General features: G+C 74.7%; 14 protein-coding genes. 7 read left to right on the forward strand and 7 right to left on the reverse strand.

Features of this window, described 5'->3' with window-relative positions:
* The first annotated feature begins 126 nt into the window (after positions 1-126).
* Positions 127-2,850 carry a magnesium-translocating P-type ATPase gene (mgtA, locus tag ACIQU6_RS24565; protein ID WP_403483824.1) on the forward strand — a complete coding sequence of 908 codons (2,724 nt, stop codon included), beginning with the start codon at positions 127-129 and terminating at the stop codon, positions 2,848-2,850.
* A 45-nt stretch (positions 2,851-2,895) separates the two neighbouring features.
* On the opposite strand, the gene ACIQU6_RS24570 is transcribed toward mgtA, so the two are convergent.
* Together ACIQU6_RS24570 and ACIQU6_RS24575 are read right to left on the reverse strand one after the other, a co-directional pair.
* The gene (locus ACIQU6_RS24570; protein WP_403483825.1) at positions 2,896-4,296 is read right to left on the reverse strand and encodes a hypothetical protein; all 1,401 of its coding nucleotides are present in this window, start codon (positions 4,294-4,296) and stop codon (positions 2,896-2,898) included.
* Positions 4,297-4,367: 71 nt separating this feature from the next.
* Positions 4,368-5,855 carry an LCP family protein gene (locus ACIQU6_RS24575; RefSeq protein WP_403483826.1) on the reverse strand — a complete coding sequence of 496 codons (1,488 nt, stop codon included), beginning with the start codon at positions 5,853-5,855 and terminating at the stop codon, positions 4,368-4,370.
* A 157-nt stretch (positions 5,856-6,012) separates the two neighbouring features.
* On the opposite strand from ACIQU6_RS24575, the gene tatA reads away from it, so the two are divergent.
* Entirely contained in the window at positions 6,013-6,363 is a 351-nt protein-coding gene (gene tatA, locus ACIQU6_RS24580; RefSeq protein WP_403483827.1) for a Sec-independent protein translocase subunit TatA, read from the forward strand.
* A 39-nt stretch (positions 6,364-6,402) separates the two neighbouring features.
* Here tatA and ACIQU6_RS24585 read toward each other — a convergent pair whose 3' ends face one another.
* Positions 6,403-6,657 (reverse strand): hypothetical protein, encoded by a 255-nt coding sequence (locus ACIQU6_RS24585; protein ID WP_403483828.1) that lies wholly within the window; start codon positions 6,655-6,657, stop codon positions 6,403-6,405.
* Between the two features lie 154 nt (positions 6,658-6,811).
* On the opposite strand from ACIQU6_RS24585, the gene ACIQU6_RS24590 reads away from it, so the two are divergent.
* A complete protein-coding gene (locus ACIQU6_RS24590) occupies positions 6,812-7,636 on the forward strand; it encodes a hypothetical protein (RefSeq protein WP_403483829.1) in 825 nt (274 codons plus the stop codon).
* A 52-nt stretch (positions 7,637-7,688) separates the two neighbouring features.
* On the opposite strand, the gene ACIQU6_RS24595 is transcribed toward ACIQU6_RS24590, so the two are convergent.
* Together ACIQU6_RS24595 and ACIQU6_RS24600 are read right to left on the reverse strand one after the other, a co-directional pair.
* Entirely contained in the window at positions 7,689-8,270 is a 582-nt protein-coding gene (locus ACIQU6_RS24595) for a TerD family protein (protein WP_403483830.1), read from the reverse strand.
* 146 nt (positions 8,271-8,416) lie between these two features.
* Positions 8,417-8,683 carry a GlsB/YeaQ/YmgE family stress response membrane protein gene (locus ACIQU6_RS24600; protein ID WP_403483831.1) on the reverse strand — a complete coding sequence of 89 codons (267 nt, stop codon included), beginning with the start codon at positions 8,681-8,683 and terminating at the stop codon, positions 8,417-8,419.
* A gap of 290 nt (positions 8,684-8,973) precedes the next feature.
* On the opposite strand from ACIQU6_RS24600, the gene ACIQU6_RS24605 reads away from it, so the two are divergent.
* Entirely contained in the window at positions 8,974-10,020 is a 1,047-nt protein-coding gene (locus tag ACIQU6_RS24605) for a zinc-binding alcohol dehydrogenase family protein (RefSeq protein ID WP_403483832.1), read from the forward strand.
* Here ACIQU6_RS24605 and ACIQU6_RS24610 read toward each other — a convergent pair.
* Positions 10,007-10,381 carry an MmcQ/YjbR family DNA-binding protein gene (locus ACIQU6_RS24610; protein WP_403483833.1) on the reverse strand — a complete coding sequence of 125 codons (375 nt, stop codon included), beginning with the start codon at positions 10,379-10,381 and terminating at the stop codon, positions 10,007-10,009. The two genes, ACIQU6_RS24605 and ACIQU6_RS24610, sit on opposite strands and share 14 nt — an antisense overlap.
* Positions 10,382-10,474: 93 nt before the next feature.
* Positions 10,475-11,935 carry an SDR family NAD(P)-dependent oxidoreductase gene (locus ACIQU6_RS24615; protein WP_403483834.1) on the reverse strand — a complete coding sequence of 487 codons (1,461 nt, stop codon included), beginning with the start codon at positions 11,933-11,935 and terminating at the stop codon, positions 10,475-10,477.
* Between the two features lie 278 nt (positions 11,936-12,213).
* Here ACIQU6_RS24615 and ACIQU6_RS24620 point away from each other — a divergent pair, with 278 nt between their 5' ends.
* The 3 genes from ACIQU6_RS24620 (at position 12,214) to ACIQU6_RS24630 (ending at position 15,623) form a co-directional block, all read left to right on the forward strand.
* Positions 12,214-12,564, forward strand: a complete 351-nt coding sequence (locus ACIQU6_RS24620; RefSeq protein ID WP_403483835.1) for a CU044_2847 family protein — start codon at positions 12,214-12,216, stop codon at positions 12,562-12,564.
* 179 nt (positions 12,565-12,743) lie between these two features.
* Positions 12,744-14,792 carry a SpoIIE family protein phosphatase gene (locus ACIQU6_RS24625; protein WP_403483906.1) on the forward strand — a complete coding sequence of 683 codons (2,049 nt, stop codon included), beginning with the start codon at positions 12,744-12,746 and terminating at the stop codon, positions 14,790-14,792.
* Between the two features lie 57 nt (positions 14,793-14,849).
* Positions 14,850-15,623 (forward strand): uracil-DNA glycosylase, encoded by a 774-nt coding sequence (locus tag ACIQU6_RS24630; protein ID WP_403483836.1) that lies wholly within the window; start codon positions 14,850-14,852, stop codon positions 15,621-15,623.
* Positions 15,624-15,672: the final 49 nt, after the last annotated feature.

Genomic DNA, 15,672 nt, shown 5'->3' on the forward strand with positions numbered 1-15,672 from the left:
AAGGCCGCCGCGTCGTCTACTTCGTCGACGACCCCGAAACCGTCGCCGTGATGCGCACCCTCGTCACCCAACTCGCCGCCCGCAACGCACCCCCGACCCCGGCACCGGCCCGCCTGCGCCGGCTCGGTGCCTGAGACCACCGCCGTGTCGGGGGCGAACCCGGTGCCCCCGGATGCGGAGGCGGTGTGCGCGGGCCCGGTGGGGCCGCCGGGCGGTGCCGGGACGGAGGAGTCGGCGGCGCTGACGTCCTTGCAGCTCATGCGGCGGCTGGACAGCGGGCCGCGCGGGCTGACCGAGGCCGAGGCCGAGGAGCGGCTGGCGCGCCACGGGGAGAACACCGTGCCGTCGTGGCGGCCGGTGTCCTGGCCGCGGCGGTTCCTGGGGGCGCTGCGCGATCCGTTCACCACGGTGCTGCTGTGCCTGGCGCTGGTCTCGGCGGCCGTCGCCTCGTGGGGCACCGCCTGCGTGATCATGACGCTGGTGGTGGTCAGTTGCGCGCTGCGGTCCGGCGGCGAGCACCAGGCGGGTCGGGCGATGGCGGCGCTGCGGGAGATGGTCGCCACCACCTCGTCGGTGCAGCGCCGGGCCGATGCCGAGGCGCCGCCGCAGGTGCGGGAGGTCCCGGTCGACCAGTTGGTGGTCGGGGACGTGGTGCGGCTGGGGCCGGGCGATCTGGTCCCGGCGGACGTGCGGTTGCTGCGCGCCAACGGGCTGACGGTGCATCAGGCGGCGTTGACCGGGGAGTCCGCGCCGGTGCCGAAGCGGGCCCTGGACGCCCCGCCCGCAGCGGAGCGGGACGGGGAGGAGCCGCCGCACCTGTGCTTCCAGGGCAGCAGCGTGGCGACCGGGAGCGGCACCGGCCTGGTGGTGGCGACCGGTCGGGACACCCGGTTCGCCGCGGCCTACCGCGAGCGGGCCCGGCGGCGCGGCGAGACCGCCTTCGACCGGTCGGTGCACGGCATCGCCTGGACCCTGATCCGCTTCATGCTGCTGACCCCGCCGCTGGTGCTGATGGCCAACGCGGCACTGCGCGGGCGGGGGTTGGAGACGCTGCCGTTCGCGGTGGCGGTCGCGGTCGGGCTGACGCCGGAGATGCTGCCGGTGATCGTGACCACCGCGCTGGCCCGCGGTGCCGCGCTGCTGGCCCGGACCAGCGGGGTGATCGTCAAGCGGCTGCCGGCGCTGCACGACCTGGGCGCGATCGACGTGCTGTGCCTGGACAAGACCGGCACCCTCACCCAGGACCGGCCGGTCGTGGTGCGGTCGGTGGACCCGGACGGCGCGCCCGATCCGGAGGTGCTGCGCCTGGCGGCGGTCAACAGCTTCTGGACCATCGAGCTGGCCGAACTGCCGGTCCCGGACGCGTTGGACGAGGCGGTGTTGACCGCCGCCGACGAAAGGGGCGCGGATCCGCTGGAGTTCGACGGGATCGCGGCGCTGCCGTTCGACCCGGCGGTGCGGACGTCCACGGCGGTGGTCCGCCGCCCGGGGCAGCACGGCTCGCACACCCTGGTCGTCAAGGGCGCGGTGGAGGACGTCCTGGCCCGGTGCGGGCGGCTGCGGACCGGCGGGCGGGAGGTGGCGCTGGACGCGGCGGCCCGGGAGCGGCTGTTGCGGAGCGCCGCCGCGGAGGCGGACGGTGGCCTGCGGCTGCTGGCCGTGGCCCGCGGCGACCGCCGCCCCCGGCTCGGCACGTACTCCGACGCGGACGTGCGGGGGCTGACCTTCCTCGGCTTCGTGGCGCTGAGCGATGCGCTGGCGCCGTCGGCGGCGGACGCGCTGCGGGTGTTGGCCGAGCGCGGGGTGGCGGTGAAGGTGCTCACCGGCGACCATCCCGGTACCGCGGCCCGGGCCTGCCGGGATCTGGGGCTGGAGCCGGGCGAGGTGCTCATCGCCGGCCGGCTGGCCGGGCTGGACGGTCCGGCGCTGGCCGAGGCGGTCGGGCGGGCCACGGTCGTCGCGCGCTGCACGGCCCAGGACAAGGCCCGGATCGTCGCGGCGCTGCGCGCGGCCGGGCACACCACCGGGTTCCTCGGCGACGGGGTCAACGACCTGCCGGCGCTGCACGCGGCCGACGTCGGGATCTGCCCGCGCGATGCGGTGCCGGTGGCGCGGGAGGGCGCCGATGTGGTGCTGGCCGAGAAGGACCTGACCGCGATCGAGCGGGCGATCACCACCGGCCGGCTGGCCAGCGGCAACATCTCGGCCTATCTGCGGATCACGCTGTCGTCCAACCTCGGCAACGTGATCGCGATGCTGGCGGCGGGGCTGCTGCTGCCGTTCCTGCCGATGCTGCCGGCGCAGGTGCTGGTGCAGAACCTCTGCTTCGACGCGGCGCAGCTCTCGCTCGCCTTCGACCGGCCGGCGGCGGGCGCGGCGCGGCGGCCCGCGGTGCTGCGGCCGCGGGTGTTCCTGCGCTTCATCACCGCGTTCGGCGTGATCAACGCCACCGCCGACCTGGCGACGTTCGCGGCGCTGGCGCTCGCCGCGCGGGCCACCGCGGGGGTGGACAGCCCGACGATGTTCCACGCCGGGTGGTTCACCGAGAACCTGCTCACCCAGGGGATGGTGATGCTGCTGTTGCGCACCGGGCGACGGGCCGCGGAGGGGCGGACGGTGGGTCCGGTCCATCTGGCGGTGACCGCGCTGGCGGTGGTCGGGCTGCTGCTGCCGGTCTCCCCGTTGGCCCCGGTGCTGGGCATGTCGGCGCCGCCGCCGCTGTACTACCTGCTGCTCTCGGTGGTGTTGACGCTCTACGGGGCGGCGCTGGCGTTCGCGCGCACCCGGTACGCGCGCCGGGAACGCGGCGCGGAAGCGCCCGAGGGCGCGCCCGACGGATCACAGCTCTGATCCGCGGGCCCGCCCTCGTGGGAAACGGCTAACAGGTCGGTCGGCTCACCAGTCGCCGCCGCCGAACCCCCCGCCGTCGAAGCCGCCGCCGTCGCCGCCACCGAAACCACCCGCGAAGTCCCCGGGGTTGAAGTCGGCGCCGGACTCGGTGCCGCCCTCGGGGCCGCTCAGGAACGACGGGGAGTCGGCGTACGCGGTCGGGGCGCTGAGCACCGAGCCGAGCACGGTGCCGGCGACCATCGCGGTGAGCACGCTGCCGCCGCCGAAGTAGCCACCGGCCCACGGGGAGTAGGTCGGTCCGGCGTCCCAGTAGGGCTGCCGACCGCCCGGGGTCTGGACGGTGCGGGACATCGGCTCCAGGCCGTCGGCCAGGCGGGTCGCGTCGGCGGCGCAGGCCGGGACCGGGCGCGGGGCGCCGCCGGGCGGGGCCCACGCGACGTCGACGGTGGAGGGGCCGTGCCGCGGGTCGAAGAAGCAGGGCAGCCGGCGCTCGGGCAGCGGGGCGCCGGTGCGGCGGGCCGCCAGGGTCGCCAGCGCGAACCGGCCGTCCTCCAGGGCCTCGGTCACCGGGCGGACGTCGTCGGGGCGTCGGGCCTCGGCCATCTTCGTCTTGGCGCGGTCGTAGGCGTCCAGGGCGGCGCTGTAGTCCGCGCGCATCGCGTCGGTGGCACCGGGCTCGGACGGGGTGAAGTCCAGCCGCTCCAACTCCTCGCCGAAGGCGGTGATGTCCTCGTCGACGACCACCCGCAGCGTCTCCAGTTCGGCGCGCTCGCGCTCCTCCCGCTGCTTCTTGGCCCGACGGAAGAGGGCGTAGCCGCCGACGCCGCCGGCGACCACCACCGCGCCGCCGACCAGCAGCCCGGCGCTCGAACCGCCGCCGCCCGCGCCCTCGTTCCACGAGGTGGGCGCCTCGCCGCGGGCCTGGGCGGCGGCCTGCTGGGCGAACTCGGTGACCATGGCCTTGGTGTCGCCCTTGTGGGAGTCGCGCGCCGCGTCCTTGAGGTTGTGCACCGCGTTGCGGGGCAGGACCTGGCCGTCGGCGCCGGCGTTGAAGCCGTTGGCGCCGAGGTGGACGGCGTAGACGCCGGTGATCCCGACCTTGGTGCGCAGGTCCTGCAGCAGGGTCTTCTGGGGGAACTCGGGGGCCTCGGGCAGGACGGCGACGAAGACCGGCTTGTCGGCGTCGAGTATCTTCTGCGCGAGGGCCTTCCGGTCGGCGTCCGGGAGCTGGTCGCGGACCCGCGGATCGACGTACACCGGGCTCTTCTTGAGGGCCTCGGCGACGGCGTCCAGGCCGCCGCCCGCGGCATGCGCCGGCTGCGGAACGGCCACCGCCGCGCCGAGCAGCGCCAGGGCCGCGAGCAGGAGTCCGGCCAGGACTCTGGGCAGGGCGCCGGGAACGGCTCTGAGCATCGCGCCGGGCGAGGGCCGGCTAAGGATTGACATGAGCTGATCTTCTCCTCAACATCGTGGCGACATAGGGGACATGGGTGACAAGTGGCGTACCGGTGCTGGCGCTAACCGTACGAGAGATCGGCGCACGGGTCGTCCGCTGCGGAGCGCGCCGCGCCGCCGAGGTGTGCCGGCGGGGTGGCGGGGCCGTCGGCGTAGTCCCGGCCGAGGGTGACGCTGATGCCGGGCGCGGTGGCCTGCCGGAGGACCGCGCCGGCGAACTGCCGGACGACGCCCCGCGCCTGGTCCTGCTGGCCGGGACCGTAGGCGACGACGGTGGTGGTGTACTGCTGGGCCGTGGCGGTGCCGGTGTGGGTCACGGTGAAGCCGGCCGTCCGGAGTTGGGCGGCGGCGTGCGCGGCGAGCCCGGGGACGGGGGTGCCGTTGTAGACCGCGACGGCGGCGCCGGCCGCGGTCGGTGCGGCGCCGGGCGTCGGGACGGCGGCCTTGTGGTCCTCCTGCGCACCGTGGTGCGGGCCGGCCCCGGCGTCCTGGCCGTCGACGGTGCGGTCGGCGCGCAGGTCGGCCCAGAGCCGGTCGGCGTCCGGGTGCACCACCGCGACCCGGGCGCCCTGGTAACGCCAGGGCACGGTCAGGAACTTGGTGTCGTGCAGGTCGACGTCCTTCATCGACAGCGCGAAGGCGAGGAGCCGGTCCGCGGAGCCCAGCCCGGGATCGACGGTGAGGGCCGCGGTGGCCGCCCGGGCCAGCGGGAGCAGCGTGGAGGGGTTCATGCCGCGGGACTTGACCTTCCTGATCAGCGCGGCGGTGAACGCCTGTTGGCGCTTGATCCGGCCGATGTCGGAGCCGTCCCCGAGGCCGTGCCGCAGGCGGACGTAGTCCAACGCCCGCTGCCCGGAGACGGATTGCGGCCCCCGGGGGAAGAGCAGGCTGCCGCGGGCCCCCCGGTGCGGGTTGAGGTCGCCCTCGTAGACGTCCTGCGGCACGCAGACCGGCACCCCACCGACGGCCGTGGTCAGCGCGGCGAAGCCGGCGAAGTCGACGACGACGGTGTGGTCCACCCGTACTCCGGTCAGTTGCTCGACGGTGTTCTGGGTGCAGGCCGGGTTCCCCTTGGCCGTGCCGCCCACCGTGAACGCGGAGTTGAACATCGCGGCCGACCTGGCCGGCGTCCACGTCCCGTCGGGCATCCGGCAGGGCGGGATCCCGACCAGCGCGTCCCGGGGGAAGGAGACCGCGAGCGCGTGCCGGCCGTCGCCGTAGACGTGCAGCAGGAACGCGGTGTCGGAGCGCCCCACGTCGCCGGTGCCGCCGCCCAGCTTGCGGTTCTCGCCGGACCGCGAGTCGGAGCCGATGACCAGGACGTTGTTGCCGCCGGCGCCGGCGGCGGGCCGGTCCCGACTGAGGCCGTCCGCGCCGAAGGTGGTGATGTCCCCGTTGAGCTGGAGGTAGAGCCAGCCGGCACCGGCGACCAGCAGCACCAGGAGCGAGAGGGTCGCCGCGGCCGCCGTGCGGACCGCGCCCGGCCCGCGGCCGGACCCGCCCCCGTCCCCGTCCCCGCGTGCGCCTCCTGCCCTGTGGCTGCGTGTCACGTGTGCACCCTCGTCCGTGCGATTTCCCGACGGCAGACGGATCCCCCCTGCCCAGGGTTATACAGTTGCGCAATGTAGCAAGTGAAGTGTGCGCCCGGTCCCCGCGAGACCGGTCGCGCACACCGACCGTGGTGACAACGAGAGAAGGGTGGCAGCGATGCTGCGCAACGGACTGGAACCTTGGCATCTACTGATCGTGGCGCTCGTGGTGATCCTCCTCTTCGGTTCCAAGAAGCTGCCGGACACCGCCCGCGCGCTGGGCAAGTCGCTGCGCATCCTCAAGAGCGAGACCAAGGCGATGCGGGAGGACGACGGGACGCCGCCCACCGCGAGCTACGCCCCCGGTCCGCAGGAGTCGGCGGAGGCACCGCGGACGATCCACGCGGCACCCGGCGCCGCGACCGGCACCCCGACCGCCGGCACCACCTCCGGTGCCACCCCCGGCACCGCCGAGCGACCGGCCGCCGCCCCCACGAGCCAGGAGGCCGGCCCGAACCCCGCGCACTGAGGTCGGGCCGCCACCGGCACGCCTACCCCCGCACCGGCCTCACGGGCTCACCCCGTCGAAGCCGTAGCGCAGGGGCTCGCTCTTCACCTTGAGGTCGCGGCGGTAGATGTGCAGCGCCGCGATCTGCATGCCCTCCGGGGCGCTCTCCACCCGGCAGGGGTGGCTCACCTGGAGCACGCTCGGCCGGCCGGTCAGTTGCAGCCGCACCCCGTCGGCGGGCCCCCCGTTCAGCACGGCCGTCTCCCAGCGCACCGCGTCCGTCATCGCGCCCTGTACCAACTTCGTTTCGTCCATGAGCAACACTTTAGGGATTGCGCAAGCAGGGAACCATCAAGGAGCGCGCCGCGTTGTCTGAGCGGTGGCCGCCCCCGTTCACCGTCCGGGCGACGCGGCCGGCAAGCGGGCCGGGCCGCCGGGCAACTGACCCTCAACCCATCGGGGATGACACGTGCACCACAACGACCGCTTAACGGCCCAGGACGCTCTCGCCTTCGAGCGCACCCTGGACCAGGCCCTCAACTCCCCGGACCTCAGAGCCGCGTTGTCCCGCACCGCCGGTTCGGTCAACGCCGAGCAGTTGCGCAGCGCGGCGCTGCAGTCCCGCGACACCCTGGCCGCCACGGCGGCCGCGGAATACCGCGAACTGCTCCGGCTGCGCACCGCCTCGGCCGACGCACCGGCCAGCGTCGTCCCCTCGCCGTCCGGCGTCGGCACGACCTCCCGGAGCGGTGGACTGCTGCCCGCGCTGGGGGTGTTGATACCGGGGCTGGCCACCACCGCCGCGGCCGTCTTCCTGCTGTTCGGCTTCGGGCTGCGCGCCGTGGCCCCGTCCTCCCTCGCCGACAACCTGATCACGGCGGGCTGGACGTCCGCCGGGGTCGCCGTCGTGGCGACCCTGGTCGGGCTGGTCTGGCTGCTGACGACGGCCGCCCGCAACCGCGCCGGCGACGCCTCCGCCGAGCCCGACCCGGCGGCCGCCCGGGCACACGAGGTCTGGCAACTGGCCCTGTTGGAGCGGGGGATCACGCCGTTCCTGCTCGGCCGGATCGACGCCGCGGCGAGCGGTGCGCGGGCCGTCGAGCGCCCCGCGCTGCCCCGCCCGGCCGCGGCCGGCGTGACCGGCGGCGCGGGCGAGGGACGTCCGGTGCCGGCCGACGGACCGGGCTTCAGCTCGCCCGACTTCGCCAGCCCGGATTTCGCCAGCCCCGACTTCGCCGGCCCGGACTACGGCCGACCGGGCTTCACCGGGCCGTCGGCGTCCGACTCCCCCTGATGCGCGCCGCCGGGAAACCCCCGGCGGCGACGCACCGTCCCGGCCGGGTGCCTCACAGATGCGCGGCGACAGCGGGCATCAGGTCCTCGAACGTCCGCCCCTGGGCGGGCGCGCCGATCGCGGCCATCTCCCAACCGCCGCCCGACCGGAAGACCTTGGCCATGATCTGGGCGGTGTGCGAGCCGCCGGCGGAGAGGGTGTAGCGGGCCAGCTCCTGACCGTTGGCCTCGTCGAGCAGACGACAGAAGGCGTTCTCCACCTCCTGGAAGGTCTGCCCGGTGAAGGAGTTGACGGTGAAGACGATCTGGTCGACGTGGGCCGGAACCCGCTGGAGGTCGACCAGGATCGACTCGTCGTCACCGCCCTGCCCGGCGCCGCCGACGAGGTTGTCGCCGGTGTGCCGCACCGAACCGTCGTCGCTCACCAGGTGGTTGAAGAAGACGACGTCGACGGGCTGCTGGCCGGCGAAGAGCACGGCCGAGGCGTCGAGGTCGATCTCGCGGGCGGTGAGCCGGGCGAGGAAGCCCTTGCGGCGGGCGGCCTGCCAGCCCAGGCCCATCCGGACCACGCTCAGCGAGCCACCGTCGGCCTTGCTCAGGCTGACCTTCTGGCCCTTGCTCAAGTTCACACTCATCTGATTCCCCATATGTCGGTCTCCCCGGGAAACGGACGCGCCGGCCCGGCAGTTCCGGATTCCGTCGACGAATCCGCGATCCCTGCCAGGCGCGAAACAGACATACCGGGACAGAGTTGGCCATTGACGGCCGGGCCGGCGCGCGCTCAGTCGCGGGAATTACCGAACAGCAGCCGGTAGATGATGAGCAGGACCAGGGCGCCGGCGATGGCCGCGACCCAGGTGGCGACGTCGAAGAAGTGGTGTGCGATCGGCCGGTGCAGGAACTTCGCCGACAGCCAACCGCCGATGAACGAACCGGCGATGCCGATGAGCGTGGTGCCCACCAACCCGCCGGGGTCGCGTCCAGGAAGCAGGAACTTGGCTATCGCCCCGGCCAGGAGCCCGAGCACGATCCAACTGATGATGCCCACGGGACATCCTCTCCTCGGTGGTGGGTACGCAGGTCGTTGCGTACCCGGTTCGTTGTGTACGGCGGTCGTCGGGTGAGCGGTCGTCGGGCGGGCGGTCGTCGGCCGCGGACGCCGTGGACAAGGACGCCGCCGGGTACCGGCACCGTTGCCTCGGGGACGCCCGGTGAACGGCCGTCGCCGTCGCACACTCGCGAAAATCTACATGACTGTAGAAGTTGGCCGCGCGCGATCCGGCCAGGACCTGCGGCACCGCGTTTGCCGGGGTGCCGGGCCGGCGGGAGGCTGGGGGTATGGCGGGCGCCGAGCGCCCGGAGACGTTGTCCGGGTGGGCCGTTGAGCGGCCGGGGCCGATGGCCTCGGGGCCGCTGACGGCGGTGCGCCGCCCCGTCCCGACGCCCGGTCCCGGGGAACTACTGGTGAGGGTGGAGGCTTGTGGTGTCTGTCGTACGGATCTGCATCTCGCTGAGGGTGATCTTCCGCCACACCGGCCGGGCACCATGCCGGGACACGAGATCGTGGGGCGGGTGGTGGCCGCGGGTCCGGCGGTGACGCGTTTCCGGGTCGGCGACCGGGCGGGCGGCGCCTGGCTCCGCGCCACCTGCGGCGAGTGCCGCTACTGCCGGTCCGGCGCCGAGAACCTCTGCCCCGCCTCCCGGTACACCGGATGGGACGCGGACGGCGGCTTCGCCGACCTGACCCTGCTCCCGGCCGACTACGCCTACCCGCTGCCGGAGTCCCAAGACGCCGAGGCGCTGGCCCCGTTGCTGTGCGCCGGGATCATCGGCTACCGGGCGCTGCGGCGATCCGCGCTGCCACCGGGCGGGCGGCTGGGCATCTACGGCTTCGGCGGCTCGGCCCACCTGGCGGCCCAGGTCGCGGTGGCCGAGGGGGCCCGGGTGCATGTGCTCACCCGGTCCCCGCAGGCGCGCGAACTGGCCCGCGCCCTGGGCGCGGTGTCGGTCGGCGACGCCTACGACCGGCCGCCCGAGCCGCTGGACTCGGCGATCCTCTTCGCACCGGTCGGCGAGCTGGTGCCGGTGGCGCTGGCGGCGCTGGACCGCTCCGGGACGCTCGCGATCGCCGGCATCCACCTCACCGACGTGCCCCCGCTCGACTATCAGGAGCACCTCTTCTACGAGCGGAACGTGCGCAGCGTGACCGCCAACACCCGGCGCGACGGGCGGGAGTTCCTGCAGACCGCCGCGCGCATCGGCATCCGGGTCAGCACCATGCGGTATCCGCTGGGCCGCGCCCCCGAGGCGCTCGCCGACCTCGCGGGCGACCGGGTGCAGGGGGCGGCGGTGCTGGTGCCGGACGGGGAGTTCAGCCCGTCGTGAGGTAGGCCGCGACGAGTTCGGCGGGGGCCGCCTGCTTCCAGGAGTCGACGAGGATGTCGCGCAGCTCGTCCCGGTCGTCGAGGGCGGCCAGCCGCACCCGGACCCAGTGCGAACCCGCCTCGTGCGGCGGCACCCAGAACTTCGCCGGCTCCGCCGCGATCAGCTCGCCGCGCTCGTGGATGGGGCACCGCACCGCGACCGAGGTCTCGTCGTCGGGCACGGTCAGGAACATCTTCCCGGCGACCCGGAAGGTGGGCATGCTCCACGCCTCCTTCTCCACGGTCTGCGGGAGGGCGAGCGCGATGCGGCGGACGTCGTGGGAGTCGAGCCCTGAGCCGGCGCCGGATGCGGTCGTGGTCACCTCACCAGGGTACGACCCGATGATCTCCGCCGGGGGCGGCGGAGCACCGCCCGGAGCCGCCTACCGCGGCCCCGGTGCGGCGGCCGCGCGGGCTCACCACGGGGACGGGGCGTAGTCCTTGAGGAAACAGCCGTGCAGGTCCTCGCCCTGCTCACCGCGGACGATCGGGTCGTAGACCCGGGCCGCGCCGTCCACCAGGTCCAGCGGGGCGTGGAAGCCCTCGTCGGCCAGGCGCATCTTCTCCGGGTGCGGGCGCTCGTCGGTGATCCAGCCGGTGTCGACCGCGGTCATCAGGATGCCGTCGGTCTCCAGCATCTCGCGGGCGCTGGTGCGGGTGAGCATGTTGAGCGCGGCCTTGGCCATGTTGGTGTGCGGGTGGCCGGCCCCCTTGTAGCCGCGGCTGAACTGGCCCTCCATCGCGGAGACGTTGACCACGTACTTGCGCCGGGCCGGGGAACTGGCCATAGCCGGACGCAACTTGCTGACCAGGAGGAACGGCGCGGTCATGTTGCAGAGCTGGACCTCCAGCAGCTCCACCGGGTCGACCTCGTCCACCTTGTGTATCCAGCTGTTGCGCGCGTGCAGGTCGGGCACCAGCCCGCCGGCGTCGATCGCGGTGCCCGCCTCGATCCGGGCCGGCGAGGCCGAACCGCTGGTCAGGGCAAGGGCGGTGAGGTGCTCGGCGGTCATCGAGTCGGGCTCGCCGGCCGTTATGGCCGGCAGCTCGGGGGCCCCGCTGCCGAAGCGGCCCAGGATGACCGGGGTGGGCAACTCCCCGGCGGGCAGCGGCGCGGACTCGGCCTCCACCAGCTTGCGGTACGCCTCGGGCGAACGGCGCACGGTCTGCGCGGCGTTGTTGATCAGGATGTCCAACGGGCCCTCGGCGCGCACCGACTCGGCGAGCGAGAGGACCTGCGACGGGTCGCGCAGATCGATCCCGACGATCTTCAGTCGGTGCAGCCACTCCGCACTGTCCGGCATCGCCGCGAAGCGCCGGATCGCGTCGTTGGGGAAGCGGGTGGTGATGGTGGTGTGCGCGCCGTCCCGCAGCAGACGGAGGGCGATGTACATGCCGATCTTGGCGCGGCCCCCGGTGAGCAGCGCGCGCCGCCCCGTGAGGTCCGTCCTGGCCTCCCGGCGGGCCCGGTTCTCCTCCGCACAGGACGGGCAGAGCTGGTGGTAGAACGCGTCGACCTCGACGTACCGGTCCTTGCAGACGTAGCAGGAGCGGGGCCGCTCCAGGATGCCGGCGAGCTCCGTGGTCACCGAACTGGCCAGGGCGCGGCCCATCGTCTCGTCGTCGATCCGGTCCGCGGCGCCGGTGGCGGTGGCCTCGGTGACGGCCTTGTCGTGGGCGGTCTTGGAGGCCCGGCGCTCCTGCCGGCGGCGCCGCTTGACCTCGCGGAAGACGCCGGCGGTGGCCCGTCGTATGGCGATCGCGTCGGGGTGGTCCAGCGGCAGGGTGTCGAGCTCCTCCAGCACGCTGAGGCAGATCGCCATCCGCTCCGCGTCGATGCCTACGCCCTCGGCCCGGCCTTCTTCGGTCACCGTCATCGCCGCTGCCGCTTTCCTGGGTTCGTACGGTCTCGCCAGGCCGGCCGCCTCCGGCCCTCAAACCCTGTTCGAGCTTCGGCGGAACTTTACGTAGCGGTGGGCACCTCCGCCAAACCGAGGGCGAGGAGGGGGCGGAGGCGCGGGGCGGGAGCGCGGGCCGGGCACGCACACACCCTCGCGGAACGTAGCGAACCTGCTACGTAGGGGAGTTGACGCACGACTCCGGTGTTCGGCCCGTTCGCCCCGCATGATCGCGGGCGATCGGCACAATGGGGACCGTGCCGAATCACGCTGAACTCACGCTCGCCGATGGGACATCCATCCGCCTGGAGCTCGCGCCGGCGCAGGGTGCGCCCGGCCCGCCCGGTCCCCCCGAGACCACGGAGGCCGCCTTCCTCGGGCTGGGGAAGGCGCCCGTCGCGGCCGCGCTGCGCACCACGCTCCACCCCCTGGGCCAGCTGCTCCAGGAGATCCATGACGCGGTCACCACCGCCGAGCGGCTCCCGCCCGAGATGTCGGTGCAGTTCGGGGTGCAGATCGGCCAGGACCTCAAGCTGGGCATCGTCGGGGCCAACGGGCGGGCGTCCCTGACGGTCACCGCCACCTGGCGGCCGCAGCAGGCGGAGTGAGGCCGCCGACGCGAGCCGTTCGGGCCGGTCCCCGGCGGCCGCCAGCGGTGTCCGGCGGGACTGCTGGTCGACGCCCGGCGGCGTAACGTCAGCACTGTGCCGTGGCTGTCGGCAGGTGCGCCGTGACGACGACCCGTGGGGCCGGGGAGGTCTCGCTGGGGCAGGAGCTGCTGCGGGCGATGGCGGACACCGGGGCCTCGGCCGTCATGCTCTACGAGCTGGCCCCGGACGCCCCGGTGCTGCGGCTGACGGCGCTGAGCGGGCTCCCGCCGCCGGTGCTGGCCCCGTGGCGCCGGATCGCGCTGGCGTCGCCGATCCCGGTCGCGGTGGCCGCGCGCCGGCAGTGCCTGGTGTGGGCGGCCGGCCACCAGCAGTTGGCCCGGGACTTTCCCCGGACTGCGGTGGCGCTGCCGTACGACTTCGCGTTGGGTGCGGCGCCGCTGGACGACGGGGGCGGGTGCCGGGGCGCGGCGGTGCTGCTGTGGCCGGCCGGGCACCCGCCGGAGCTGTCGCCCGCCGAGCGCGCCGCGTTCGCGGCCGCCTGTCGGCGGCTGGCCGCGCTGTTGCCCGTGGGGCGGAGCCCGGACGGGCCGCTGGTGGTGCCGAGGCCCCCGGCCCGTGTCGCCGGTCCGGACGAGGCGCGGGCCGCGGTGGACTTCGTGGAGCGACTGCCCGGCGGCGGCTGCGCGCTCGATCTGGAGGGGCGGATCACGATGCTCAGCACCGGCGCGGCGGAGCTGCTGGGCGCGGGACCGGCGCAGTTGTTGGGCGCGCGGCCGTGGGAGGCGCTGCCGTGGCTCGGCGGCCCGGTCTTCGAGGACCGGTGCCGGGCCGCGGTGCTCAGCCGCCGGCCCGCCTCGTTCACCGCCTGCCGGCCGCCGGAGCAGTGGTTGACGTTCCGGCTGTTCCCGGACGGCCGGGGGGTGAGCGTGTGGTTCGGCGCCGCGGACGAGGAGCAGGACCCGGCCGCGCGCTGGCCGGCGGAGGTGCTGCCGGTGCGGGCCACGCAGATGTACCACGTGCTGCACCTGGCGGCGGCGCTCACCGAGACGGTGGGCGTCCAGGACGTCACGGACCTGTTCGCCGAGCAGATCGTGCCGGCGTTCGGCGCCCAGGGGATGTTGATGTACGCGGCGGAGGCGGGCCGGCTGCGGACCGTCGGTCAGCGCGGCTACCCGGAGGAGGCCGTGGAGGCGTTCGAGGGCATCCCGTTGAGCACCGCGCAGAGTCCCGCGGTGCGCGCCCTGGCCACCGGCGAGCCGAGCTTCTTCAACTCCCTGGAGGAGACCGAGCGGCAGTTCCCCGGGCTGGGGAAGCTGACCGGGATGGCGGCCCGGGCGGTGCTGCCGCTGATCGTCTCCGGCCGCCCGGTCGGCTGCTGCATCCTGGCCTACCGGCATCCGCGGACCTTCACCCCGGAGGAGCGCCAGGTGCTGACCTCGCTGGCCGGGCTGATGGCGCAGGCCCTGGACCGGGCGTTCCTCTACGACGCCAAGCAGCAGTTGGCGCACGAGTTGCAGGCGGGGCTGCTGCCGCGCGGGCTGCCGCCGGTCCCGGGGCTGTCGGTCGCCGCGCGCTATCTGCCGTCGACCCGCGGGATGGACATCGGCGGCGACTTCTACGACCTGATCCGGCTCGGCGAGCACCAGGTGGCCGCGGTCATCGGCGACGTCCAGGGGCACAACGCGGCGGCCGCCGCCCTGATGGGCCAGGCTCGCACCGCGGTGCACGCGTACGCGACGGCCGGCGCGGCGCCGGACGAGGTGCTGGCACGCACCAACCGGCTGCTGGCCGACCTGGACCCGGACCTGTTCACCAGCTGCCTCTACGTCCACCTCGATCTGCGCACCCACCTGGCGTGGCTGGCCAGCGCCGGCCATCCGCCGCCGGTGCTGCGCCATCCCGACGGGCGCGCGGACGTGCTGCGGGTGCCGCCCGGCATGCTGCTGGGCGTGGCGCACGGGACCCGTTACTCGGCGACCACGGTCGCCCTGCCGCCCGGTGCGGTGCTGGCGCTCTACACCGACGGGCTGGTCGAGCGGCCGGGCGCGGACCTGGACGACGGGGTGGCGGCGCTGGCCGCCGACCTCACCGCGGCGGGGCCGGTGGACCTCGACCGCCTCGCCAACGCCGTCCTGACCCGGCGCGGCATCCATGCCGAGCGGCTGGACGACGTGGCGCTGCTGCTGCTCTCGCCGACGGACGACGGGCGGGGTGAGGGCGGATGACCCGGTATACCGGGTCGCGGCGCGCCGGTGGGCGGCGCCCGGAGAGGAGGGGCGCGGATGCGACGGGACCGAGACGGGGCACCGGTCGGCACGGAGGCGCCCGGGTATCCGGCCGAGCGGGCGCCGCGCTGCGGAGGACTGCCGGAGCTGGACGCCGCGGTGGTGGCATGCCGGGCCTGCCCCCGGCTGGTGGCCTGGCGGGAGCGGGTGGGCGCGGAGCGGCGGGCGGCGTTCCGGGACTGGGACTACTGGGCCCGGCCGGTGCCGGGTTTCGGTCCTGCGGACGCGGCGTTGGCGGTGGTGGGCCTGGCGCCGGCCGCGCACGGCGGCAACCGCACCGGCCGGATGTTCACCGGCGACGCCTCCGGGGACTTCCTGTTCGCGGCGCTGCACGCGGTGGGCCTGGCCTCGCAGCCGACCGCCACGCACCGGGGCGACGGGCTGGAGCTGTACGGGGTGCGGGTCACCGCGCCGGTGCGCTGCGCCCCGCCGCAGAACCGGCCGACCTCGGGCGAGCGGGACGCCTGCCGGCCCTGGCTGGCGGCGGAGCTGGGGCTGCTGGCGCCGGGGTTGCGGGCGGTGGTGGCGCTGGGCGGGTTCGGGTGGCAGGCGCTGTGGCCGGTGCTGGGCGCGGCGGGCTGGTCGGTGCCGCGGCCCCGGCCGGCGTTCGGCCACGGCGCGGAGGTGGCACTGCCGGCCGTCGGGGCGCTCGGGGAGCTGCGGGTGCTGGGTTGCTACCACCCGAGTCAGCGGAACACCTTCACCGGCAAGCTCACCCCGGGCATGCTGGTCGACCTGCTCACCCGAGCCCGGGAACTCGCCGGGCTGTGAGACGGGGCGAAAGGCCCGGGGCCAGTAGCCTCATATGGGGTAAATAGCG

Source organism: Streptomyces sp. NPDC090442 (assembly GCF_044769405.1).
Classification (GTDB): Bacteria; Actinomycetota; Actinomycetes; order Streptomycetales; family Streptomycetaceae; genus Streptomyces.

Excerpts from the sequence above, each read along its gene's own strand:
- ACIQU6_RS24570 (WP_403483825.1), bottom strand. The coding sequence starts at position 4,296 with ATGTCAATCCTTAGCCGGCCCTCGCCCGGCGCGATGCTCAGAGCCGTT.
- tatA (WP_403483827.1), top strand. The coding sequence starts at position 6,013 with ATGCTGCGCAACGGACTGGAACCTTGGCATCTACTGATCGTGGCGCTC.
- ACIQU6_RS24585 (WP_403483828.1), bottom strand. The coding sequence starts at position 6,657 with ATGGACGAAACGAAGTTGGTACAGGGCGCGATGACGGACGCGGTGCGC.
- ACIQU6_RS24595 (WP_403483830.1), bottom strand. The coding sequence starts at position 8,270 with ATGAGTGTGAACTTGAGCAAGGGCCAGAAGGTCAGCCTGAGCAAGGCC.
- ACIQU6_RS24605 (WP_403483832.1), top strand. The coding sequence starts at position 8,974 with ATGGCGGGCGCCGAGCGCCCGGAGACGTTGTCCGGGTGGGCCGTTGAG.
- ACIQU6_RS24615 (WP_403483834.1), bottom strand. The coding sequence starts at position 11,935 with ATGACGGTGACCGAAGAAGGCCGGGCCGAGGGCGTAGGCATCGACGCG.
- ACIQU6_RS24625 (WP_403483906.1), top strand. The coding sequence starts at position 12,744 with ATGGCGGACACCGGGGCCTCGGCCGTCATGCTCTACGAGCTGGCCCCG.
- ACIQU6_RS24630 (WP_403483836.1), top strand. The coding sequence starts at position 14,850 with ATGCGACGGGACCGAGACGGGGCACCGGTCGGCACGGAGGCGCCCGGG.